Raw genomic sequence first — 23,948 nt, 5'->3', positions numbered from 1 at the left:
TGCGCCCATAGCTCAGCTGGATAGAGCATTTGATTGCGGTTCAAAAGGTCAGAGGTTCGAATCCTCTTGGGCGTACCACTTACTTCTTTTTTACAGAAAATTCATCCAAATCTAATTCTTTTTTATCTTTAAATTGATACCATAAAAATAAAATAAAAAATATCGTTAAAATCACAGCTAAAATATAGTAAGTTCCGTATTCATTTTCAGATAAAAATAAATTTTTGGTATTCATACCAAAAAATCCAACGATTAAATTTAAAGGTAAAAAAATTGCAGACATAATACTTAAAAAGTAAATATTTTTATTTATTTTTTCATTTCTTGCGGTATTAATATAAGTGTAAATCCCTTCTAATCTTGATATATTTTCTTTAATATTTTTTTCCAAAACAGCTAAATTTAAAATAATTGTTTTTAAACTTTTCTTTATAAAATGATGCTTACTATGACAAATTTTACAAGCCTCTAAAACAGAAGAAACCATGTTATAACTTTTACTAAGCTTGACTTTTAATATAAAATATTTTGTCAAGAAATTCTTTACTTTTTTATTTTCTAAAATCAACTCCTCTCTTTTTTCTATAGAAAGGTTAATGGTATTATTTTTTTCTTTTTCATTTTGCAAAATTTCTTTTAATATAGCTATAAATTCCGTATTAGAAAATAAAATCAAATTTTCATCTTTATACTCAAAAATTTGATTTTCTTTAAAAACAAATACACTTTTAGAATTTTTAGTTATATCTAGAGTGAAAATATCAAAATCATCAAATTCATAATAAGCATTTGATATATTAATATTGCTAATAATTTGTTTTAAAGTATCATTTAACACATTCTTTGCCTATAAAATTCTTTTCTAAAATTTTCAAATTCATCTTTAATAATAGCTTCACGCATTTGCTTGACCAAATTTAAATAATAGTGTAAATTATGAATACTTGCAAGTCTAAAAAAGGTTAATTCTTTGGCTTTAAATAAATGATTTAAATAGGCCCTTGAAAAATTCTTACATGTATAGCAAGAACATTTGCCGTCTATAGGGGCATGATCAGTGATAAATTCTGCTTTTTTGATATTAAATTTTCCAAAGCTAGTAAATAAGGTACCATTTCTTGCATTTCTTGTTGGCATCACACAATCAAACATATCCACACCTCTTGCTACATTTTCTACTAAATCTTCAGGCGTGCCAACTCCCATTAAATATCTAGGGCGATTGTTATCCACATAAGGCATCATAGCTTCAACCGTATCATACATAGCCTCATTTTCTTCTCCCACGCTTAATCCACCTATAGCAAGCCCATCAAAATCCATCTCGCAAAGTGCTTGAGAGCAAATTTTTCTAGCTTCAAAATCAGTCCCACCTTGGATAATACCAAAGATATTTTGCCCTATTCCCACACCTTGACTTTGTTTTAACTTATGATAATCAATAGCTTCTTTTGCCCATTTTATAGTGCGTTTTAGAGAAAGTTCTATCCTTTCTTTACTTGCAGGTAAGGCCACTAAATCATCTAAAATCATCATAATATCTGAATTAAAATCATATTGTGCATCTAAAACACTTTGCGGGGTAAAATAGTGCAAACTTCCATCGATATGACTTTTAAATTGAATACCTTTTTCATCAGGTTTTGAATTTTTACTTAAAGAAAAAGCTTGAAAACCTCCACTATCTGTTAAAAAAGAGCCTTCAAATTTACTAAAACCGTGCAGGCCACCCATTTGCTTAATCACTTTAGAACCAGGCCTTAAATACAAATGATAAGTATTTGCTAAAATAATTTTTGCATTTAAAATCTCACTCATATCAACAGCATCTAAACTTTTAATCGCAGCCAAAGTTCCAACGGGCATAAAAATAGGAGTTAAAATTTCACTATGTGTAGTTTTTATACGACAAGCTCTAGCATTTGCACTTTTATATTGAACTTCAAATTCCATTATTTTTCCTGTATTTTTTGCATAATCATACCAAAGACTTGCTTATAAGTTTTTTTGAAAGAAAGCCTGTTTTTAACAGGCTTAAGAAATTAGTAGTTTTTTACAAATTCAACGATTTTTTCACAACCTTCAATAATATCTTTTTCATTAGTTGCGTAAGAGAGCCTAAAATACCCTTCCATGCCAAAACCAATACCTGGCACCAAAGCTACTTTTTGCTCTTCTAGTAGTCTTTTACAAAATCTCATAGAATCATTATCAACTTCTTTACAAGATATAAATAAATAAAAAGCTCCTTGTGGAATTTGTTCTAATTTTAACTTATCGCTTTTGGCTAAAATTTCACAAGCTAATTCTCTACGCTTTAAAAAGGCTTGTCTCATCATTTCAATATCATTATCTGCTTTTCCAAGCAAGGCTGGTAAAGCTGCGTGTTGGATGATTGAACAAATATTTGATGTACTTTGCCCTTGTAGTTTTTTAACAGCATTATTAAACTCGCTCATTTTACTTGCCATGTATCCAAAACGCCACCCTGGCATAGCACCACATTTGCTAAGACCATTAATACTTACAGTTCTATTTAAAGCATCCTCACTAACTTGTGCAAAAGCACAAAATTCTCCATCATAAACTAATTTTTCGTAAATTTCATCACTTAAAACTACTATTTTAGTTCCTTCTAAAACCTTAGCTAAAGCACTTATTTCTTCTTTAGAATATATAGCTCCTGTAGGATTTGATGGAGAATTAAACATCAAAACCTTAGTTTTTGAAGTAATAGCTTGTTTTAATTGTTTTGGGGTGATTTTAAATCCATTTTTTGCCTCACCTTCTATAAACACAGGAGTTGCGCCTGCAAATTTTACCATTTCAGGATAACTCACCCAATAAGGACTTGGAATGATAACCTCATCACCTTCTTCAACTAAACACTCAATCGCCATAAACAAAGAATGTTTAGCACCAACATTGGTAATGATTTCACTTGTTTTATAATCTAAACTATTATCATTTTTAAATTTATATTGTATAGCCTCTATAACTTCTTTTATACCCACAACTGGCGTATAAGCTCCACAACCTTTTTCAATAGCTTCAATTGCTGCTTTTTTAATGATTTCTGGAGTATCAAAATCGGGCTCACCTGCCGAAAAACTAATAACTTTCTCACCATTTGCTTTTAAAGTTTTGGCTATATCAGTCATTACTAAAGTTAAGGATTCTCCTAAATTTTGAGATCTTTGGCTTAGCATTTTCTATCCTTTTATCTTATACTAATTTTAATTTTTGTAATTGTTACAACTTGGAGCTTAAAAAATTCTACGAGTAAAATCAAGATTGTATATTTTTAAAAAATTTTGTGTAGAAACTATACATTTTCTACACAAACTATTTTTATTTGTTTCTTTGGGTAATTATTCTAAAGCTTCTATGTCGCTTTCATTATGATGAATAAAGCGTTCATCTTTTTCTATAGTTTCAACTAAACGCCCTACTCTTTCCCATCTAACTTTTTTATTTTCATCCCATGAAAAATAAATAAACCAAGGTTGTCCAACTATATATTTATAATCTACACTTCCCCAAAATCGACTATCGCTAGAATGATCACGGTTATCGCCCATCATAAAATATTCATTTTCAGGTACTTTATAATAATAAGCATTAAAACCATAAATATTATTAGCACCTAATTCATCAAAAGAAGCAGGCTTCATAGCAAATTGCCCCAAATTTAAATAGCGAAAAAATACACTGTCTATATCCACTCTAGAATCATAATGTATTCCTTTTTCCACAAAAGGCTCTTTTACAAAAAGTCTTCCGCCTATAATTTTTGTTTTATTAGGATAATAATCTTTCATATATTCATCACCCTCAACCATACGCACATATAAGGTTTTATTTGCAAAAACTACTTCATCTCCGCCTTTGGCCACACATCTTTTTACATAGTGGATTTTTGGCTCATGCGGATATCTAAATACCACAATATCCCCTCTTTTAGGACCTTCACCACTTACTAAATGTCCATTTTTATTAAAATCAGGTAAAACAGGAATTTCCACCCAAGGAATATGCGGGGTTGGAATACCATAAGAAAATTTTTTTACAAATAAAAAATCCCCTACTAATAAAGTATTTTTCATAGAACCGCTTGGTATAGTAAAAGCTTGTATAAAGAAAAATATAATCAATAAAACAACTACTAAAGTTCCCGTCCAAGATTGTGTAAATTTATAAATTTTCTTCAAAAATTTCATTTTTTTATCCTATTTTTAGCTGATTTTATAGTATTTTCTAAAAGCATAGCAATAGTCATAGGCCCTACTCCACCTGGTACAGGAGTGATATAACTAGCTTTTTTACTAACATTTTCAAAATCGACATCGCCTACTATTTTTCCATCAACTCTATTAATCCCAACATCAATTACCACCACACCTTCTTTAACCATATCTTCTTTTAAAAGATTTGGACAACCTGCTGCTACGATAACAATATCAGCATTTTTTGTATAAGCTTTTAAATCTTTTGTATAAATGTGACAAATACTCACACTAGCATTAGCATTTAACAAAAGAGTAGCCATAGGACGGCCTACTATATTTGAAGCTCCTATTACAACTACACTAGCTCCTTGTAATTTTATATCATAATGTTCTAAAATTTTCATAACGCCTAAAGGTGTACATGGTAAAAAACCACCTTTTAAATTAAGATTTAAATTTCCGACATTAAAGGGGTGAAAGCCGTCTACATCTTTATTAAAGTTAATACTTTCTAAGATTATATCTTTATTAATATGCGATGGCAATGGAAGTTGAACTAAAATTCCATCTATACTATCATCATGATTTAAAGTATTAATCAAAGCCAAAAGCTCATTTTGAGTTGTATTTACATCAAGTTTATAAACTAAAGACTTAATTTCACATTGCTCGCAAGCTTTTGCTTTAGAACCCACATAAGTAGCACTAGCAGGATCCTCGCCTACTAAAATTACAGCCAAACAAGGCTCTATACTTTGAGCTTTAAGTTCTAATACTTCTTGTTTTAAATTTTCTTTTAACTTATCACTTAGCTTTTTACCATCTAAAAGTGTCATTTCTTTCCTTAAATTTTATAGCTTTCTTTAACTTAAAAAATTGTATCATAACAAAACTTCTTTTTTTGTTAAAGGCAATGAATGAAAATTGTATTATTTTTATTTTTTATAATTTATGGTGCTTGGGCTGAAGATTTTATCTCTCCTAAAGAATACCAAGAGTCCCTTTACAAAAATCCAAGAGGCATAAGTTGTGCTAAATGTCATGGCGATGGAGGTCAACAAATACTAGGTTATTACACTAAAAATGGAGAAAAAATTCCTTTTATTGTGCCAAGTATTAAAAACACTCCTTATACGCGTTTTAGAAAAATTCTAAATCAACCTCAAGAGGCAAAAAGCATTATGCCAACTTACTCGCTAACAGAAGATGAAATAAAATCACTTTATGATTATATTACTAGCAATAAAAGGAGTAAAAATGAAAAACAATAAAAAAGCCTTTGAGGAAGCTTGTGAGTATATAGCAGGTGGGGTAGATTCCCCAGTGCGTGCTTTTGCAAGTGTAGGTAGCAATCCTTTATTTATCAAACAAGGCAAAGGTGCTTATATTAGCGATATAGAAGAAAATACTTATATAGATTATGTGCAAAGTTGGGGACCTTTACTTTTTGGACATTGTGATGAGGATATTGAAAAAGCTTGTAAAAAAGCATTAGAGCATGGCTCGAGCTTTGGTGCGCCAACTTTAGCTGAAACTAAATTGGCCAAATTTATCTTAAAAGATTGGCCACATTTGGATAAAATCCGTTTTGTAAGTAGTGGCACTGAAGCTACTATGAGTGCTATTCGTCTTGCAAGAGGATTTAGTAAAAAAGATAAAATCATCAAATTTGAAGGATGTTATCATGGGCATTCTGATTCTTTATTGGTAAGTGCTGGAAGCGGTGCAGCTACTTTTAACACCCCAAGCTCACTAGGAGTTTTAACCGATGTAGCTAAAAATACTCTAGTAGCCGTTTATAATGATATTGATAGTGTTAAAAACTTAATCAATAATGATGATAATATAGCTTGTATCATCATAGAGCCAATTGCAGGAAATATGGGTTTAGTGCCTGCTAAAATAGAATTTTTACAAGAGTTAAGAAAACTATGTGATGAGCATCAAATTCTTTTAATTTTTGATGAAGTTATGAGTGGCTTTAGAGCTTCATATCTTGGCTCTTTTGGGATTAATAATATAAAAGCTGATATAGTAACTTTTGGTAAGGTTATAGGCGGAGGTATTCCTGCAGCTGCTTTTGCTGCAAGAGCTGAAATCATGGATTTATTAAGTCCTTTGGGCGGGGTATATCAAGCAGGAACACTAAGTGGCAATCCTCTTGCTATGGCTGCAGGTTATGCGAGCTTAAAAAAAGCAAGAAATTATGAAGGCTTATATGAAAAATTAGAAAAACTAGGCAAAAGACTTACCCAAGGCTTTAAAGAAGCTGCAAATGATTGCAAAATTCCTTTGCAAGTTAATTGCGTTGGTTCTATGTTTGGATTTTTCTTTTGTGAAAACCCTGTTAATAATTATCAAGACGCTTTAAAATCAGATACTAAATTATTTGCCAAATTTCATGCACAGATGCTAAGCAAAGGTGTATATTTAGCACCATCTCAATTTGAAACAGGTTTTATATGTGAATGTATGGATAAAAAAATCATTGATAAAACTATACAAGCAGCACAAGAAAGTTTTAAAGCATTATGAATAAAAGACAAAAAATCATTCGCAAAGGTATAGAAGCTGCAGATGGATTAAGCCTTGGTATATCCATGGTTGTGGCTGTTTTAATCGGAGTTGGCATAGGCTATTTTTTTAAAAACTTAACCGGCATTGTTTGGCTTTTTTGGGTAGGAGTGTTTATAGGAGTAGCTGCGGCGATTTTAAATGTTTATAGAGCCTACAAAGCACAAATAAAAAGTTACGAAGAATTTAAAGAAGAAAATCGCTATAAAGATTTAAAAAATGATCCTAAAGCCTAAAATTTTATTAAAACTCTTGCTAGGATTAAATTTACTTTTCTTAGCAGGAGTTTTTTTTTACAAAGAATTAAGCTTTAAAACCTTTATAAGCTTTGAATTTGGCTTTTTAGCTCAAAATTTAATCATTCTAATATCTTTTTTAAATTATAAAAATTTTATTTTTAAAGCAGTTAAAAATTATGATTTTACGCAAAGGCCTTTACAAATTTTTGCTAAAAAACAATATTCTTTGCCAAAAATTATAAAATTTATCCATATAGATGACGATTTAAAACCAAAATTTAAAAGTATTTTTAAAAACGCGTTGGCTTTTTTTTCTTTATTTAAAATTTTTGCTTATGTGTTTTTAATAGCAGGATTTTTATTTTTAGAGTTTCAAGGTTTAATGAGTATTTTTGCCTTGTTTTGTGCAATGTTTGTCACACCCATAGCGGTATTAATATATAATTTTTTAATAAGAAAATGTTAAGCTCAAAAAGAACGATTAGATCACTAACAGCATTATTTCTTGGTATGATTTTTGTTTTCATAGGAAGTGCTTTAACAGTAAATTCCATAGCTATTATTTTAAAGCATAATAATGTTAGTAATTTTTATATAGGCGTAATAGGAAGTTGTTATTTTCTTGGCGCTATGGTAAGTACAATTAGTGCCCATAGAATAGTTTCTAAAGTAGGACATATAAGATCATTTGGAATTTTTGCTATTATTTTTGGTATAGCCACCATGCTTCATAGTTTAAATTCTAATCTTTATTTTTGGATGTTTTTAAGATTTTTGCTAGGTTTTTGCTATTATGCGCTTTTAATGGTAATAGAATCATGGCTTAATGAAAAAGCAAAAAACACTATTCGCTCAAGAGTGATAGCCTTTTATGAGGTTGTATTTTACTCATCATCAGGTTTTGGAATTTTACTTATGTCTTTTGACTTTCCAAGTAATACAGTATTTATTTTAAGTGCTAGTTTTATTATGTTTGCTTCCATTCCTTTATTTTTAATCCGCATTAAAGAGCCTATTTTGCCACAAAAAACAAAAATTTCCATTCCTAAGGTTTTTGATATAGTGCCTTTAGCCTTAGTAACAAGTTTTATAGCGGGCATGCTTTTAAATGGCTTTTTTTCCATGGCTTCTTTATTTGTACTTATACAAGGATTTGGCGCAAAAGAAGCTTCTATTTTTATTTTCTCTACTATGGTAGGTGGCTTTATTTCGCAACTTTATATCGGAACTCTTTCTGATAAAATTAGCAGAAAATTTGCCATTATATTGTGTGCTTTTATTGCTTTAAGCGCTATGCTTTGCATACTACTTTTAGAATATAATATTTATCTAAAATACTTTTTTGGAATTTTGCTAGGCATGGGTATGTGTTGTTTATACGCTCTTTCTTTAGCAAGAGCAAATGATATGCTTGATAATCCTAGCAAAAGAGTTGAACTTGGCAGAGCAGTTCTTTTTACCTATTCTTTTGGTGCTTTATTTGCACCTGCAGTTTTGGGAACTTTGATGTATTATTTTCAAGCTTATGGCTTTATGTATTTTTATATAGTTTTATTAAGTATTTTGATACTATTTGCCATCGATAAACCAAAATTTAAAAAACTTACCAAATTTAAAAGAAAACCTGGTAATATGGTAATGCTAGATGATAACTAATATCTCTAATAGTCAAAATCAGTTTGCAAAAAATGAAACAAATAAAGAAAATAAAAGTGAAAAATCAGACAAAAAAACCTCTCTCAATGATGCGTTAAAAAATCCTTTATTTTCCAAAAGCGATTCTGAAGTTAAATTACCCAAAGATTATGTTAGCAAAATTGATCAAAAACTACAAGAATTACTTAATAAACTTTTAGATCAAATCAAAACCAATAAAGATCCTGATTTGGCAGTATTAAAAAATCATAAAGATTTAAATTTTGCACCTAATTTTGCCAATGAAGTAAAAAAACTCCAAGTAGAGCTTTCAAAAAATCCTGAATTTGAAAAACTGCTTAAAATTTTAGAAGATTTAGTCAAGCCTGCTAAAGATATTAATAATAAAAATCTTTCATCTTTAGTGAAAAATTCAGGCATATTTTTAGAAGCAAAGCTCAATCATTCTTTAAAAGAACAAAATTTACCACAGAGTTTTTTTAATCTTTTAAGTACTATAAAAGGCGCTACAAGTGAAAATTTAAAACACGATATAAGTAATTTAGATCTTAAAAATCTTGATACTACAAGCACCTTAAAAGAGCTTATTCACATCTTACAAAATCACAAAAAAGATAATAAAATTTCTTTGGAAAATACAAACTACAAAACACTTTTTAAGCTATTTGATAAAATAGAAAATTTTAAAAATTATATCAATAAAAACCCAAGTTCTATTAGTCAAGAAAAACTCCAAAATATTGCGGATAATTTTATCAAAAATCTTAATAAAAATTTAACACTTATCAACAAAGAACTAGCTAAACCAGAAAACATAAAAATTCAAAACACTCATATACTAAAAGAGCTTAGCCAAAATATAAAAGATTTTATAATACTTTTAAAAGATATAAAAAATCACAAAAACAAAACCGAAACAACACAAGAAAATTTAAATAAAATTCCACACACTAAAGACATCAAAGAAGAGTTAAAAGAAGAAATAAAAACTCCACAAAAAAGCACAGAGGATAAAAAAGAAACTCAACAAAAGCAAGAAAGCATAGCAAAAGATAAAGAAATTCAAAACACAAAAGAAGAAAAAATACCACAAAGTAAAGATATCAAAGAAAACCCCAAAGAAGAGCCAAAAACACTACAAAAAAATACTGAAGATTTAAGTAAAAATGATAATAAAAGTCAAAATTTACAAACAAATAATACTAAGTTAGAGGATATATTTAAAAGCACTTCAGGCAAAATTTTACTAGAAGATATTTTCAAACAAAATGTAAGCAAAAATCTTAATTTTAGCCAAAATTTACAAGAAGAGCTTTTAAACAATCTAAACAAAGAACTAGGCTTAATAGGAAGAAAACTCAATGAAGTTTTAAAAGCTTTAGATCCTAAAAATTATGAGGCAAAAAATTCTTTAGATGATATAAAAAATATAGAAAAAAAATTAGAACTTTCTATAAAAGATCTTGGAAAAATCACCCAAAAAGATAGCACAGAAATTTCTTCAGAATTACAAAAAGATATTAAATCCACTCTTTTGCAAGTTTCTAATCTAGCCAAAAATTTAGACAATGAAAGCATACTAAATCAAGCAAATCGTCTTATAGCTCAGCTTGAATTTAACCAACTTTTATCTTTAGCCAATAATAGCATTCATACTTTTTTACCTTTCTTTTGGGATGATTTAGAAAAATCTAATGTAGTTTTTAAACGCGGTAAAAAAGATAAATTTTATGCACAAATTAATCTTGAATTTGAAAAATTAGGAAAAATCAATGTATTTTTATCTCTAAGTAATGATAAATACATCGATATAAATATGATGATAGAAAATGCTAATTTTAGAAAAAAACTTTATGAAAGAGCACATGAACTAAAAAAAGCCTTAGTTAAAGTAGGACTTCTAAGCTCTAATTTTTTCATCAGCGATATAATTAAAAGTAAATTTCACAATCAAGAAGAATATAATGACTTTAATATGGGTTTTGACACAAGGGCTTAAAAATGGCTAAAAAAACAAAAAAAGCCGTTGCACTAGGCTATAACAAAGAAGAACAAAATGCACCAAAAATCCTAGCTAATGCCAAAGGTGAAAACGCTGCTAAAATCATCTCTTTAGCCAAAGAAAATGGCATACCCATAAAAGAAGACAAAGACTTAGTAGAAGTGCTTAGCAAACTTGACTTAGGCGATGAAATCCCACCTAATATGTATAAAGCAGTGGCTGAAATTTTTGCCTTTTTATATAAAGTTGCTAATGAAGATGAGACTAAGCAAAGTCCGCAATCTTCTTAGAAAATTCAACTTGCTCATAAGCATTTTTGCTAAATTTTAAAAATCCTTTTTGGGTGATTAAAACTATAGTTGAACCTAGCTCAAAATTTCCAAGTCTTTGGCCTTTTTTTACAAAAAGATCTTCATAAGTATGAGTAAAATCAAAATTTGCAGCATTAGTTTGTATGCTAGTATCAAAGCTAAAGTGCATTTTACCGACATTTAGCGCACCCACAAATACCATCCAAAGTATAAATTTTCCTTCCACTAAGCACTTTAAAACTACTCTTTCGTTTTTAGTATAAAGGTTTATAATCTTAGCTAACTTTGCCTCACTCACACTAAATAAAGCCCCGCTCATATAAGTAGCACTTAAAATTTGCATATTACAAGGTGCATGATAATGATGATAATCTTTTGGAGATAAATAAATATTTGCATAATCTATGCCATTTTCTAATTCTTCTTTACTAGCTGAGTTTTTTAAAAGCTCTTCTATGCTATAACTTGAACCTTTAATGCTAAAGGCTAAATTTTCTTTTAAATCATTTTGAAAGCTACTTCCAAGTTCTAAAATTTTACCATCACTTGGACTTATAAAGCCATCTTCCAATTCTCGCTCATTTAATAAAGTTCTTGTAAATAAAGCATTTAAACTCTCATATTCTTCTAAAGGTTTAAATTCACTCATATTGATATTAAAAGCATTTACATAAGCTTTATTTATATTTTTTTGTATAATTTTTGGAAATTTATATTTTGCTATAATTCCAAACATTTTTGAAGCACTATTGCTAAATCCCACTCATTCTCCTTTTAATCTAATCAAAGCTATCTCACTAGGGGCTAAAAATCTCACAGCAGGCCCCCAAAATCCAGCTCCACTACTTACATAAAGCAAGCTATCTTTGCTTAATTTATAAAGTCCATACACAAAGCCCTGCTCTAAATATACTAGCAAAGAAAAAGGGAAAATTTGTCCTGCATGTGTATGTCCTGATAAAATCAAATCAAACCCACTTATATCATAAGTTTTTACATACTTTGGTTGATGAGTGATTAAAATATTAACCTTTTCTTGATTGATTTGAGTTTTGATTTTTTCTATATTGCTTTCTTTAAAACCCAAACGCTTGGCAGCCAAATCCAAAGTCCCACTTAAAGTAAAATCCCCAAAATCAATACTTTCATCTTCTAAAACTTTGAAATTTTTAAGCGTTTTAAGCTTTTTGCTTATTGCATTTATATCATTATAATACTCATGATTTCCATAAACAAAATAAGTACCATATTTTGATTTAAAATTTTCTAATAAATTAATATAAGGCATACTAGCAATATCTGCATCGATTAAATCCCCAGCTATAATGACCATATCAGCATTTAAAACATTAACTTCATCGATTAAAGTTTTTAAAAAATCTTCTCCTAAATTTTTTCCCAAATGCACATCAGAAAGTAAAACTATATTTAAATCTTCTTTTAAATTTTTAATTTTAATATCTACTTCATTGACCCTAGGTGTGCTAATAGCATTTACAAAACCTTTAAATACCATACTAACGCTAAGTATAATAAGCCAAGAATCAAAAATTAATTTTAAAAACTTTCTTCTTTGGACACTGAAAATTTGCTCTTTTTTATTTTCATTAAAAAAAATCCAAGAGCCAATTTCAAAAATCACTCCAAAAAGCAAGAAAAAACAAGTAACAGTAGGAAAAATAGCTAAAATATAATAAAACTTTTCATGTAAAAAGTCCCCGCGCATATTTATAAAAAAGATTAATTCACATGCAAAAACTATTAAAACAAAAGCTAATACAAACTTTTTATAAGGTTTTAAAAAATCAACCCTACTTAAAAATCTTTTATAAATATACCAATTTGCCAAAGCAAAAAATAAAACTAATAAAGTAAAAAAAACAAATGCTCTCATGGCGTAATTTTATTTAAGCAAAATTAATACTTTTTAAAGTAAAATCGTAAAAAACATTTGGGAAAGAAATTTGGCTTTAATAGATTTAATCGACGCAAATAAGAAATTTAATACAAAAATAGTTTTAGAAAATGCAAATTTTAGCGCAAATTTAGGAGAAAAAATCGCCATTATAGGCAAAAATGGCGAAGGAAAATCAAGCTTTTTAAAAGCCCTTATAGGAACTTTAAAACTAGATAGCGGTAGGGTAATTAAACAAAATAACACTAGTATAGGTATGCTAAGCCAACAAGTAAGCTTTGAAAGCACCTTAAGCGTAAGCGAAGCCATCAAAAAAGAACTTGAAGAAATTTACCAAGCCTTGAAAGAATTTGAAAGCTATAATGAAAAACTAGCTTTTGATCCTGAAAATAAAGAATATTTAAAAAAAGTAGATGAATTAAGTTTATTTATAGATTCAAAAGACGCATGGAATTTAGACCAAAAAATACAAAGAATATTAGAAGAATTTAAACTATTAGAATACAAAGACAGAACACTTTGCTCTTTAAGTGGGGGCGAAATAAGACGCGTAGGGCTTTGCACACTTTTGCTAAAAAATCCTGATATATTATTGCTTGATGAACCAACTAATCATCTAGATGTATATATGAGTAACTTTTTAGAAGAAAGACTGAAAGCTTCTAAAATGTGTGTTATCTTCATCTCTCATGATAGGTATTTTATCGATGCTATAGCGCAAAAATGCGTAGAAATAGAAGCGGGAAAATTAAGCATTTTTGAGGGTGGATATACGCAATATCTAGAAAAAAAAGCAACTATTTTAGCTTCCTTAGCTAAAAGCCATGAAACCTTGCTTAAGCAACTAAAAAGTGAGGAAGAATGGCTAAGAAGAGGAGTCAAAGCTAGGCTTAAACGCAACGAAGGACGCAAAGAACGCATTTTTAAAATGCGTGAAGAAGCTAAGAAAAACCCAGGAGCTATCAAACGCTTACAACTTGAAATCAAAAGAGCAAGTAAAAATTTTAACCAAACTCAAAGCCAAAACCGCAAAAAAATGCTTTTTGAACTTAAAAATATCTCAAAATCTATTGCCAACAAGACACTTTTTAAAGACTTTAATGCACGAATTTTACAAGGTGAACGCATAGCCATAGTAGGTAAAAATGGCTGTGGGAAATCTACTTTCTTAAAGATTTTACTTGATCAAATTCCGCTTGATAGCGGAGAGATTAAAAGAGGTGAAGTTAAAATAGGCTATTTTGATCAAAGCAGGAGTTTATTAAATACCGATAAAAAACTTTTAGAAATTTTTTGCCCAAATGGTGGCGATCACATTCAAGTGCGTGGTAAAAATATGCATGTTTATGGGTATTTAAAACAATTTTTATTTCCAAAAGAATTTTTAGAGCAAAGCGTGAGTGTGCTAAGTGGGGGTGAGAAAAACAGAGTTGCTCTAGCCTTGCTTTTTACCAAAGAATATGATGTATTAATCTTAGATGAACCAACAAATGATTTAGACATAGCTACGATTAATATCTTAGAAGAATACTTACTTTCTTTTGAAGGCGCGATTTTGCTTGTCTCACATGATAGATATTTTGTCGATAAAATAGCAACTAAACTTTATGCTTTTGAAGATAATGCAAATATTAATATAGAAGTTCTTTCTTATAGTGAATATTTAGAAAATGAAAAAGAATACAAAGACTTTGAAGAATTTTCTAAAAGCTTAGAAACAAACACCACCGCAAGTGTAAAAACAAAAGAAAAATCGAGTAAAAAACTAAGCTATAAAGAAAATGAAATTTTAAACTCATATCCTGATAAAATTCATAAATTAGAAGAAGAAATAAAAGAAATAAAAAATGCTTTATCAAGATCGGAACTTTATCAAAAAATTGGAATCGAAAAACTCTATGAAGAATTAAAAGAAAAAGAAAAACTTTTGACTATTTTAGAAGATGATTATTTTAAAATTCTTGAAAAAATCTGAAAACAAAAAAAACGCTCTAAAACATAAATTAAGGCAATCTATGTCATTATAATATTTAATATTCTACAAAAAAGGATTTTATAATGAGAAAAATTTTTCTTTCTAGTTGTGCTGTCATTTCAATTGTTAGTTTGAATTATGCTAATGAAAATATTCTAAACGATAATTCTTTAATAGATCCTTATAAAAATGGGAAATATATCTTTAATGGTAACGATAATTACACCATAAATCAATTATAGGGCAATCTTTTGATGGAATAAAAAATCAATTTATCAAAGACTTAAAAATTAATACGACTAAAAACGAAATTATTTTAGATGGAACAACATTTGAAAATGGACAGATAAACACTGCTTCTATAGGATCATATGTATTAAATGGAAAGCCAAACTATTATTCTTTTAATATCAATGCCAAAAAAATAAATATTAATGGTTCTTTTGCATATTTAGATATTGGGCGCCCAAGTACCATTAATGGAAATTTATCCTTGAATAATTTTTCAGAAATTTTTATAGTAAATGATTCAAATCGTAATGGAAATTTATATGTTAATGGAAATTTAGAAGCATCTAACTATGTTAACTTTTATTTTATTGGAAATCAACATTTTAATATTAACGGTACAGCAAATATCACTAATTCACACTTTTATATTTATAATATGGACCAAATAAATACCAATGGATATTTATTGTTAAATGCAAAAAACGGATTTAATGAAGATATTGAAATTTCAAACACAATAAATATTGGCATTGCTATTCCAACTGCTAAAATACTTGGTTTAAATAACTATGAAGCTGCGAAATACAAAGAAACAGTTGAGTATATCGATATTACAATTGAAGGATTAAATCACAATATAAAACAAATAAACAACTCCTTATATGCTCAAACTGCTATTGATAAATCAAAATACAAAACAGATAAAATAAGTCAAGAATTATTAAATGCAAAAATTAAAGTATTGACACAATTAGTTGATTACTTTGAATTACAAAAAGAAGATGCTACAGACATTCAACCAAAAAACAATGAAAAACTATCATTTACTAAAGATGACTATCAAAAAATCATTGATAAAATAAATAATGAGATAAAAAAATTAAATAATTCAACAACAGTATTCAATCAACAAATTGATGCTGTATTAGGTTCAATCTTAACATCAAACAGACAACAAGCAGCAGGCAGTGCTTTAACTGATGCTATGGTAGGCAATGCACAGCAAGCCAAAAATGTAGTAAATTCAGCTAGAGAAAGTGCAAACAATTCTAATCGCCAAGGTGCTATCCAAGTTATCAACCTAGCTAATGAAATGGCTATTTCAACTAGAATGATACAAGATAGAAATCAAGGCGAAAACAGTGTTTGGGCTAATGCATTTGGTGGTGCAAATATAATTGGTAGCGAAAGCGAAGGCGTATATGGAACTACTATAGGTATTGATAGACAATTTAGCGATGCTATTTTCTTTGGCGCATATTTAACTTATGCTGATTCACAATTAAATCATAATTCTTTAAATCAAGACTCTAATAATTTACAACTAGGTCTTTACTCAAGAATTACAAATGGTCAACATGAATTTGATATTAAATCTTATGCGCAATTTAGCTTTGCAGATCAAGAAAGATTTGTAAATGGCTCAGTGCAAAAGTCTGATTTTACACAAACCTACTTAGGTGCAAGTGGTAACTATGGTTATGTATTTGATTTTAGTGATAGCTTTTCAATCAAACCTTTAATTGGACTAAATCTTTATTATAGCCACACTCCAGATTATACAGAAAATGGTCTTTGGGCTCAAAAAGTTTACTCAATGGATAGTTTTGCAGCGAGTGCTGAAATTGGAGCAGAATTTAGAAAAGGTTTTGATGGTGGTAGCTATTTCTATGTAACTCCGAAAATCGAACAATTCTTTGCTACAAGTGGAAATGACTTTAAAGGACACTTTACAGGAAGTAACATGAATTATCATGTAGCTGGTGCTGAAAAAGATAAAACTTTCGGTAAAATCCTTATCGGAAGCAATATTAGCGTTACAGATAGATTTTCTATTGATCTAAGTGTAGGCGCTAAACAAATCTTAGGCAATAAAGATGATAACACTGATGAAACTTACCTAACTGGTAATATTGGCGTTAAATACTCATTCTAATTGACATAAACAAGAATTCTTCTTATATAGCATAGGTAATTTACCTATGCTTATTTACTTTCTTATTGCATACTTTCACAAAAAAATTACATGGAAAAACTATGACTTTGATAACTATTTTATGTATTTATACAGCTTTTTTGGTTTTTATATCTTATATACAAATTTCTTTTTTAAAAAAAGAAAGAGAAAAACAAGCAATTATTTTAAATGAACAAGATTATAAAAATGCTGCAAATATCGCCATAGAAAATGAAAAATACAAAATCTTTTCTAATCTTTATAATCTGATGATTAACATTTCTTGGATTAGCTTTGGCTTTTTGTATTTAAAAGAAATTTTTATAAAAGAAAATTCTACTTTAGAAAATACTTTATTTTTGCTTGCATTTTTATTGATTATTAGTATTTTAAATTTACCACTTAGCTATTATGAAAGCTTTATAAAAGATAAAAAGCACGGCTTTTCAAATATGACTTTAGCGCTTTTTGTTAAAGACAGCATTAAATCTTTAGCTCTAATGCTTGTTTTTGGCTTTTTAATCATCTATGCCTTAGTATTTTGCTTTGAATTTTTTAACACATACTGGTGGGTAGTGGCTTTTGCTCTAAGCTTTATAATTATACTTATTATAAATCTCATCTACCCTACACTTATTGCACCTATGTTTAACAAAATGAAAAAACTTGAAGATGAAAATTTATTAGAAAAAATCACTAATTTAATGCAAAAATGTGGCTTTAGTGCAAATGGTGTTTATGTTATCGATGCAAGCAAAAGAGATAAAAGATTAAATGCTTATTTTGGTGGCTTATTTAAAAGCAAAAGAGTAGTACTTTTTGATACACTTTTAAATGCTTTAAAAGAAAAAGAACTCATTGCTGTTTTGGGTCATGAGCTAGGACATTTTGCGCATAAAGATTTGCTAAAAATGTTATTTGCTAGTGCTTTGATGCTTTTTGCTTTATTTTTCATCTTTGCACATTTACCAAGCTTTTTTTATATTGAAAGTCATTTAGATGGAGTGAATGCTGGAGTTTTTGCACTTTTATTGATTTTTGGAAATATTTTTACTTTTATTGTTTCTCCACTGCTTAATAAAATGAGTCAAAAAAATGAATTTAATGCTGACTTACACGGAGCAAAACTAAGCTCTAAAGAAGATATGAAAAATGCTCTCATAGCTTTAGCAAAAGAAAACAAAGCCTTTGTTAAAACAAGTAAAATTTATACTTTCTTTCATCTAAGTCATCCTTGTATTTATGATAGAATCAAAGCTTTGCAATGATTTCAATCAAACAAGCTTTAAAGCAAGCTTACGCAAAAGATCCTACTCACAAAGAATATATACTTTTTATTCTTTGTGAGCTTTTGCAAAAAGATAAAGCTTGGATTTTTTTAAATCCTGAATTTCAAATCAATGAGAAAGTTTTTTTAGAATATATAGATAGATTTTTAAATGGTGAGCCTTTTGAGTATTTATTTCAAAAAACACAATTTTATGGTTTTAATTTTTTTACTAAAAAAGGGGTTTTGATACCGCGTTTTGACAGTGAAATATTACTTGAAAGATGTTTAGAAATTTTAGAACATAATTCTTTTAAAAATATACTTGAAATTGGCTTTGGAAGTGGAATTTTAAGTATTTGCTTAGCAAAGTTAAAACAAATTTTTATACAAGCTTGTGATATCAATCCAAAAGCATTAGAGCTTGCTAAAAAAAATGCAGATTTTCATAATGTTTCAAATTTAATCAATTTTCAACTTTGTGATTTTAAAAATATACAAGGAAATTTTGACTTTATTTTTTCTAATCCTCCTTACATAAAAAATGACTATCCTTTAGATAAATGGGTTCAAAACGAACCACACAATGCTTTATTTGGTGGAGATAAAGGTTGGGAAATTTTACATGAAATTATTCTTTTTGCCAAAAATCACAACACAAAAGTCTTAGCATGTGAGTTTGGCTATGATCAAAAAACAATTTTAAATAAAATTTTAAAAGAAAATGATTTCAAGGCTACTTTTTATCAAGATTATAATGGATTTGATAGAGCCTTTGTTGCATGGAATTTAAAAAATTAGACTATAATTATCTTTATTATAGGAGAAAACATGAAATCAATATATTTATTTTTACTAGCAAGCTTAATTGGGATTGAAATTAGCATAGGTGTATTTTTAGCTCCGACTATATTTTATCCTGCTAAATTCATAGGTGAAGGGGTTTTAACTCATTTTCAAAGTGGGCTTTTAATGACACACATTTTTGTGCAATTTGGCTATGTTTTGTTAGGTGTGAGTGTTTTGTCTATTTTAATAGAAATTTTTTCATTTAAAGACAAAAATTTAACTTTTAAAATAAATTTTTCAAAATTTATGCTTTCTTTGATCATTTTGGCACTAAGTTTGCTTTTTGTATTTTACTTCACTGCTTATGTTTTAGAAGCACAAAGTTTAGGAGAAGAAGCAACTAAAACTCAAGAATTTATAAAAATTCATGGTGCAAGTGAAGTTGTGATGAAAATTATCATGTTATCACAAGTAATTTTGTTTTTCTTAAATTTTAAAACAAAAAAATGATATAATAAAATAAGTCTTTAAAAGGAGTCAAAGATGAAAATAGGCGATATAGGAACAACTCAACAAAATCACTACTTAAATCAAGCTCAAAAAAGCCAAGAAAAAGCTTTAGAAAACATAGCTGTAATCCGTGCTATAGATGGGAGCGATGGAGCAAATTTAGCCATAGCTGATTCTTTAAGAAGTCAATATAGCACTATAGATCAAGGTATTTTAAATGCCTATGATTCCATAGGAGTTTTACAAATTGCTGATTCAACTTTAAATAACATTTCAGCTACTGCAGACAAACTCAATGAACTTTCAGTGCGCTCAAACAATGCTGCTTTAAATGACAGACAAAAAAGTATGCTAAATTCTGAAGCAAGCAAACTTGTAACTTCAATCAATGATGCTTTTTCTAATGCGACTTTTAATGGAAAAAATGTATTTCAGAGTATGGATTTTGTTGTTGGTACTGGGGTTGAAAGTATTAATTTAAATCAACCAAGCACAGCAAATTTAAGCCTTGAAAATCAAGACGGAATTCGTGATTTTCAAGATCAAGTAGGTTCTTTACGCGCAGATATTGGTGCTGGAATTAACGCTATCCATTCTAATATCAACTCATCTTTGCAAACTAGTATTAACACTAAAGAAGCTGAAAGCAAATTACAAAATAATGACTTAGCTCAAAATATCAATGATTTTAATGCAAATTACCTAAAAGAAAATGCATTTTTATTTGCAAATGCTCATTCAAATGTAATGTTACAAACTAAACTGGCAAGCCTACTTCAATAATAAAAACTCCCAAATAAGGGAGTTTTTCAAGGAAAAATATGCAAAATAATGCTTTATTTAAGCAAGTTTTAAAACATCCTTTATATGAAAAAATTCAAAAACTTAGTGAAAAAATTCAAAATTCAAATTACCTTATAAATGAAAGTTTTGATATTTTTTGTGATAAAAGTTTAGATGATGAGATTAAGAATATCACTTTAGAATTAAAACCTTGGCGTAAAGGACCTTTTAAAATTAATGATTTATTTATAGATACAGAATGGCAAAGTTTTATCAAATTTAATATTTTAAAGCCTTATATGCAAGAAATAAAAGGCAAAATAGTAGCAGATATTGGCTGCAACAATGGTTATTATATGTTTAAAATGCTTGAATTTAATCCTTCAAAGCTCATAGGTTTTGATCCTTCTATTAAGTATTATTTGCAATTTTTACTTTTAAACTCCATTGCAAAAACTCCTATACAATATGAGCTTTTAGGCGTAGCTGATGTACCAAATTATGGCATAAAATTTGATGTGATTTTTTGTCTTGGAGTGATTTATCATCGTAGTGATCCCATAGCCATGCTAAAACAACTCAAACAATCTTTAAATAAAGATGGCATAGTCTTTTTAGACACTATGTATATAGAAGATGAAAGAGAAATAGCACTTATTCCTCAAAAAACTTACTCAAAAATACCAAATATTTTTTTCATTCCGTCGATATTAGGTTTAAGAAATTGGTGTTATAGGGCTGGATTTAGTGAATTTGAAGTTATAACAACTAAACAAACCGATCTTTTAGAACAAAGAAAAACACAATGGATTGATTCTTATTCTTTAGATCAATTTTTAGATAAAAATGATTCAAATTTAACTTGCGAAGGCTATGAAGCACCAAAAAGAGTTTATGTTAAATTAAAGGTGTAAAAATGGCAAGAACAGTAAGTGCTGTTACTATAGAAGAATTAATAGACCCAGAAGAGTTAAATCGTATTAAATCAGAACTTATCACTTGTCCAGGGATAAACAATACTTTAGCAGGAAGTATTTCTCATATAGAAAAAAATTTCGCCAAAGGTATTTTAATCACAACCCATGATATGGCAGTAGATGAACTAGGATTAGTGCATAGTGGCTTTGTATTTAATGCAGCAAATTACATAGCACAAGCTGCAATTAATAAAGAATTTAGCGTCTTAATAGGCTCAAGAAGCTTTTTTTATGCTCCTTTAAAAGTGGGAGATATTTTAAATCTTGAAGCGAGTGCTTTATTTAGCGATGACTCAAGAAAAAGAGAGGTTAAAGTAGCTGGTTTTGTAAATGAGATTAAAATTTTTGACGCATCTTTTCAAGTTATTACTACAGATGATCATATATTTAAACTTAAACAAAATCAAGCCGCTACAAATAATAATCAAAATCAGCAAGAAACAACTAAACAAGAATCAATGCAAGAAGAACTTAATGCAGTCTTAAAAGGAATCGGGGGTTAAAGGTAAATCCACCCAATTCTTTGGACATTCTTTATAATAAGTCCCGCTTGCATCATAATATTCTTTACAATCATCATAAAAGCGATTTGAAACCCCTCTTTCATTTACAAAACAACCGCTAAAAAATAATGCTAAAAATCCAAACAATAATATTTTTTTAAACATCTTATATCCTATTTTAATCTTATTTGTTTACGCCATTTATAAGGCTCTATAGGATTTTCACTTTCCCATAATCCTTTTTTATTTATCTTGGCATAATTTTGCTCATTTATATACAAATCACTATAATGCTCATATGCCCAAGCAAAACCATTTTTAACCATAACTTGATTAATATCTTTATCATTTAAATATACAATGGCTAAAATTCTACCATATTTATCCTCATCTTTTACATTCAAAACTACTTCTTTATTTAATACAATAGCTTTTAGAAATTGCGTAGCCATCTTTCCATAAGCTTGATCACTCTCAGGTGCATCTATACCAAAAAGTCTGATTTTAAGTTTTTCATTTTCGAATTTAGCCTCAATAGTATCTCCATCTACTACACGACTTACTTTAGCATTGATATATGAACCACTATCATAGTTTAAAACATAAGCAAAAGCAACTAAAAAAAGTGCGATTAAAAATTTCTTCGGATCTTTTAATAAGTTTATAAATAATTTAATTTGTTTCCTAGAAAATTTCATTTAAACCTCATCTATATAAAAATATGCCATAATTACAATAAAAAGGAGAATTTATGCAAGAAATTATACAAAATTTTAAACAAATTGCTCAAATACCTCATTGTAGTTTCAAAACCGAAGAATTGAAAAATTTTCTCATTGATTTTGCTAAAAGTCAAAATTGCCAAGTAAGCGTTGATGAAGCAGGTAATATCCACACACACAAAGGAAATCCTAAAATTTGTTTACAAAGTCATTATGATATGGTTTGCATGGGAGAAGCTCCAAATATACAAATATATGAAGAAAACGGATATTTAAAGGCTAAAAATTCAAGCTTAGGTGCAGATAATGGCATAGGAGTATCACTAATGATGCAAGCTTTAAAAGATTTTGAAAATATAGAATGTCTTTTTACTAATGATGAAGAAGTTGGACTTTGTGGAGCAAACAATCTCACCCATACTTTGATCTCAAGCAAGCTTTTAAATTTAGACCACGAAAGCGATGATGAAGTTGTTATAGGTTGTGCTGGTGGGGTGGATATTTTTGCTAGTTTAAACTTAGAAATAGATGAAAAAGAAGAAGATTGTTATGAGATAGAAGCAATTGATTTTAAAGGTGGGCACTCGGGAATTGATATTGTTAAAAACATTAAATCTTCTATTAAAGAAGTGAGCTATTTTATCACTCAAAATCAAGGGGAACTTTGCGAATTTAAAGCGGGTGAAAGAATAAATTCTATACCAAAACATGCTAAAGTTATAGCATTTTTTAAAAATCCTCCAAAAGAAAATGATCATTTTAAAGTAAATTATATAGGTAAAATCAAAAGAACATATTATAAAAATTCTCAAGTTATTTTAAATCTCATTAATGCTTTTGCACAAGGAGTTAGAACTTTTAATCATCAATTAAATTTAGTTCAAACAAGTATCAATCTTTCACTAGCTTATGAAAAAGATAGCAAATTTCATTTTGAGCTTTTTGCAAGATCTAATGATTTACAAGAACTTAAAAACATAGAATTTGAAACCTTAACTTATTTTAAGATGCAAAACTGCGAAGTTTCAAGTGCAAATTTTTATCCACCGTGGGCTAATAAAGATACTAAATTTGGAGAAGAAATTCTAAGTTATTTTAAAAAAGAAAACCCAAACGCCAAGCTTTACACTATACATGCTGGTTTAGAATGTGGCGTTATAAGTGAAAAACAACCTTTAGAATGTTGCTCAATAGGACCAAATATCCATAACCCTCACTCAACAGATGAAAAATGTGAAATAGCTTCTATTGAAAAAATCAGTAAAATTCTTTATGCAATCTTAAAATATTATCAATAAATATAAAATA

At 28.7% G+C, this 23,948-nt stretch carries 25 protein-coding genes and 1 tRNA gene; 17 read left to right on the top strand and 9 right to left on the bottom strand.

The features are described 5' to 3' along the window. Position 1: 1 nt before the first annotated feature. A tRNA-Arg gene (locus L8U37_RS05745) sits at positions 2-78 on the top strand. A 1-nt stretch (position 79) separates the two neighbouring features. Here L8U37_RS05745 and L8U37_RS05740 read toward each other — a convergent pair. The 5 genes from L8U37_RS05740 to folD form a co-directional block, all read right to left on the bottom strand. Next, positions 80-838: a CorA family divalent cation transporter gene (locus tag L8U37_RS05740; protein WP_133319282.1), complete on the bottom strand. Its 759-nt coding sequence runs from the start codon at positions 836-838 to the stop codon at positions 80-82. Beyond that, a complete protein-coding gene (gene tgt, locus L8U37_RS05735) occupies positions 832-1,953 on the bottom strand; it encodes a tRNA guanosine(34) transglycosylase Tgt (RefSeq protein WP_220566759.1) in 1,122 nt (373 codons plus the stop codon). The genes L8U37_RS05740 and tgt overlap by 7 nt, the downstream gene beginning before the upstream one ends. A gap of 89 nt (positions 1,954-2,042) precedes the next feature. Beyond that, a complete protein-coding gene (locus L8U37_RS05730) occupies positions 2,043-3,209 on the bottom strand; it encodes a pyridoxal phosphate-dependent aminotransferase (RefSeq protein WP_263664731.1) in 1,167 nt (388 codons plus the stop codon). Between the two features lie 162 nt (positions 3,210-3,371). Beyond that, positions 3,372-4,220, bottom strand: a complete 849-nt coding sequence (gene lepB, locus L8U37_RS05725; RefSeq protein ID WP_220566758.1) for a signal peptidase I — start codon at positions 4,218-4,220, stop codon at positions 3,372-3,374. Further along, on the bottom strand, positions 4,217-5,065 hold the full coding sequence (folD, locus tag L8U37_RS05720) for a bifunctional methylenetetrahydrofolate dehydrogenase/methenyltetrahydrofolate cyclohydrolase FolD (protein WP_133319286.1): 849 nt from the start codon (positions 5,063-5,065) through the stop codon (positions 4,217-4,219). Before folD ends, lepB begins: the two co-directional genes overlap by 4 nt. A gap of 81 nt (positions 5,066-5,146) precedes the next feature. Here folD and L8U37_RS05715 point away from each other — a divergent pair, with 81 nt between their 5' ends. From L8U37_RS05715 to L8U37_RS05685, 7 genes are read left to right on the top strand one after another with little or no spacing between them, the layout of a single operon-like run. Next, complete coding sequence (locus tag L8U37_RS05715; protein ID WP_263659360.1) at positions 5,147-5,500, top strand: c-type cytochrome; 354 nt, start codon at positions 5,147-5,149, stop codon at positions 5,498-5,500. After that, positions 5,487-6,764 carry a glutamate-1-semialdehyde 2,1-aminomutase gene (gene hemL, locus L8U37_RS05710; RefSeq protein ID WP_263662369.1) on the top strand — a complete coding sequence of 426 codons (1,278 nt, stop codon included), beginning with the start codon at positions 5,487-5,489 and terminating at the stop codon, positions 6,762-6,764. Before L8U37_RS05715 ends, hemL begins: the two co-directional genes overlap by 14 nt. Continuing rightward, positions 6,761-7,039 carry an AtpZ/AtpI family protein gene (locus tag L8U37_RS05705; protein WP_263728779.1) on the top strand — a complete coding sequence of 93 codons (279 nt, stop codon included), beginning with the start codon at positions 6,761-6,763 and terminating at the stop codon, positions 7,037-7,039. Before hemL ends, L8U37_RS05705 begins: the two co-directional genes overlap by 4 nt. After that, on the top strand, positions 7,023-7,508 hold the full coding sequence (locus L8U37_RS05700) for a hypothetical protein (RefSeq protein ID WP_257397029.1): 486 nt from the start codon (positions 7,023-7,025) through the stop codon (positions 7,506-7,508). The genes L8U37_RS05705 and L8U37_RS05700 overlap by 17 nt, the downstream gene beginning before the upstream one ends. After that, positions 7,502-8,698, top strand: a complete 1,197-nt coding sequence (locus L8U37_RS05695; protein WP_263728777.1) for an MFS transporter — start codon at positions 7,502-7,504, stop codon at positions 8,696-8,698. Before L8U37_RS05700 ends, L8U37_RS05695 begins: the two co-directional genes overlap by 7 nt. After that, entirely contained in the window at positions 8,688-10,697 is a 2,010-nt protein-coding gene (locus L8U37_RS05690) for a flagellar hook-length control protein FliK (protein WP_220566754.1), read from the top strand. Before L8U37_RS05695 ends, L8U37_RS05690 begins: the two co-directional genes overlap by 11 nt. A gap of 2 nt (positions 10,698-10,699) precedes the next feature. Further along, a complete protein-coding gene (locus L8U37_RS05685; protein ID WP_133319292.1) occupies positions 10,700-10,990 on the top strand; it encodes a FlhB-like flagellar biosynthesis protein in 291 nt (96 codons plus the stop codon). Here L8U37_RS05685 and L8U37_RS05680 read toward each other — a convergent pair. Both L8U37_RS05680 and L8U37_RS05675 read right to left on the bottom strand, forming a co-directional pair. Continuing rightward, on the bottom strand, positions 10,965-11,774 hold the full coding sequence (locus L8U37_RS05680) for a phosphatidylserine decarboxylase (protein ID WP_220566753.1): 810 nt from the start codon (positions 11,772-11,774) through the stop codon (positions 10,965-10,967). The genes L8U37_RS05685 and L8U37_RS05680 overlap by 26 nt on opposite strands. After that, a complete protein-coding gene (locus L8U37_RS05675) occupies positions 11,775-12,905 on the bottom strand; it encodes a metallophosphoesterase (protein ID WP_263728776.1) in 1,131 nt (376 codons plus the stop codon). Positions 12,906-12,975: 70 nt separating this feature from the next. Here L8U37_RS05675 and abc-f point away from each other — a divergent pair, with 70 nt between their 5' ends. From abc-f to L8U37_RS05635, 8 genes are all read left to right on the top strand, one after another. Further along, positions 12,976-14,901, top strand: a complete 1,926-nt coding sequence (gene abc-f, locus L8U37_RS05670; RefSeq protein WP_263728775.1) for a ribosomal protection-like ABC-F family protein — start codon at positions 12,976-12,978, stop codon at positions 14,899-14,901. Positions 14,902-15,394: 493 nt separating this feature from the next. Further along, positions 15,395-17,068 carry an autotransporter outer membrane beta-barrel domain-containing protein gene (locus L8U37_RS05665; RefSeq protein WP_263728774.1) on the top strand — a complete coding sequence of 558 codons (1,674 nt, stop codon included), beginning with the start codon at positions 15,395-15,397 and terminating at the stop codon, positions 17,066-17,068. Between the two features lie 101 nt (positions 17,069-17,169). After that, entirely contained in the window at positions 17,170-18,357 is a 1,188-nt protein-coding gene (locus tag L8U37_RS05660; RefSeq protein WP_263728772.1) for a M48 family metallopeptidase, read from the top strand. Beyond that, positions 18,357-19,157 carry a HemK/PrmC family methyltransferase gene (locus L8U37_RS05655; protein WP_263728798.1) on the top strand — a complete coding sequence of 267 codons (801 nt, stop codon included), beginning with the start codon at positions 18,357-18,359 and terminating at the stop codon, positions 19,155-19,157. The genes L8U37_RS05660 and L8U37_RS05655 overlap by 1 nt, the downstream gene beginning before the upstream one ends. Positions 19,158-19,187: 30 nt before the next feature. Further along, on the top strand, positions 19,188-19,655 hold the full coding sequence (locus L8U37_RS05650; RefSeq protein WP_133319299.1) for a DUF4149 domain-containing protein: 468 nt from the start codon (positions 19,188-19,190) through the stop codon (positions 19,653-19,655). A gap of 33 nt (positions 19,656-19,688) precedes the next feature. Beyond that, positions 19,689-20,438, top strand: a complete 750-nt coding sequence (locus tag L8U37_RS05645; RefSeq protein WP_263728771.1) for a flagellin — start codon at positions 19,689-19,691, stop codon at positions 20,436-20,438. A 38-nt stretch (positions 20,439-20,476) separates the two neighbouring features. Continuing rightward, entirely contained in the window at positions 20,477-21,352 is an 876-nt protein-coding gene (gene cmoB / locus L8U37_RS05640) for a tRNA 5-methoxyuridine(34)/uridine 5-oxyacetic acid(34) synthase CmoB (protein ID WP_263660585.1), read from the top strand. Positions 21,353-21,354: 2 nt separating this feature from the next. After that, entirely contained in the window at positions 21,355-21,918 is a 564-nt protein-coding gene (locus tag L8U37_RS05635; RefSeq protein WP_133319302.1) for a hypothetical protein, read from the top strand. On the opposite strand, the gene L8U37_RS05630 is transcribed toward L8U37_RS05635, so the two are convergent. Beyond that, positions 21,898-22,083: a hypothetical protein gene (locus L8U37_RS05630; RefSeq protein WP_263728770.1), complete on the bottom strand. Its 186-nt coding sequence runs from the start codon at positions 22,081-22,083 to the stop codon at positions 21,898-21,900. The two genes, L8U37_RS05635 and L8U37_RS05630, sit on opposite strands and share 21 nt — an antisense overlap. 8 nt (positions 22,084-22,091) lie before the next feature. Continuing rightward, the gene (locus L8U37_RS05625) at positions 22,092-22,616 is read right to left on the bottom strand and encodes a thermonuclease family protein (protein ID WP_133319304.1); all 525 of its coding nucleotides are present in this window, start codon (positions 22,614-22,616) and stop codon (positions 22,092-22,094) included. 53 nt (positions 22,617-22,669) lie between these two features. On the opposite strand from L8U37_RS05625, the gene L8U37_RS05620 reads away from it, so the two are divergent. Beyond that, positions 22,670-23,938: a M20/M25/M40 family metallo-hydrolase gene (locus tag L8U37_RS05620; RefSeq protein ID WP_263728769.1), complete on the top strand. Its 1,269-nt coding sequence runs from the start codon at positions 22,670-22,672 to the stop codon at positions 23,936-23,938. Positions 23,939-23,948 lie beyond the last annotated feature (10 nt).

It is taken from the genome of Campylobacter sp. RKI_CA19_01122, assembly GCF_025771325.1.
In the GTDB taxonomy this organism is placed as follows: domain Bacteria; phylum Campylobacterota; class Campylobacteria; order Campylobacterales; family Campylobacteraceae; genus Campylobacter_D; species Campylobacter_D lari_D.
Note: the sequence above shows the minus strand (reverse complement) of the source record. Positions and strands in the feature narration are given on the sequence as shown.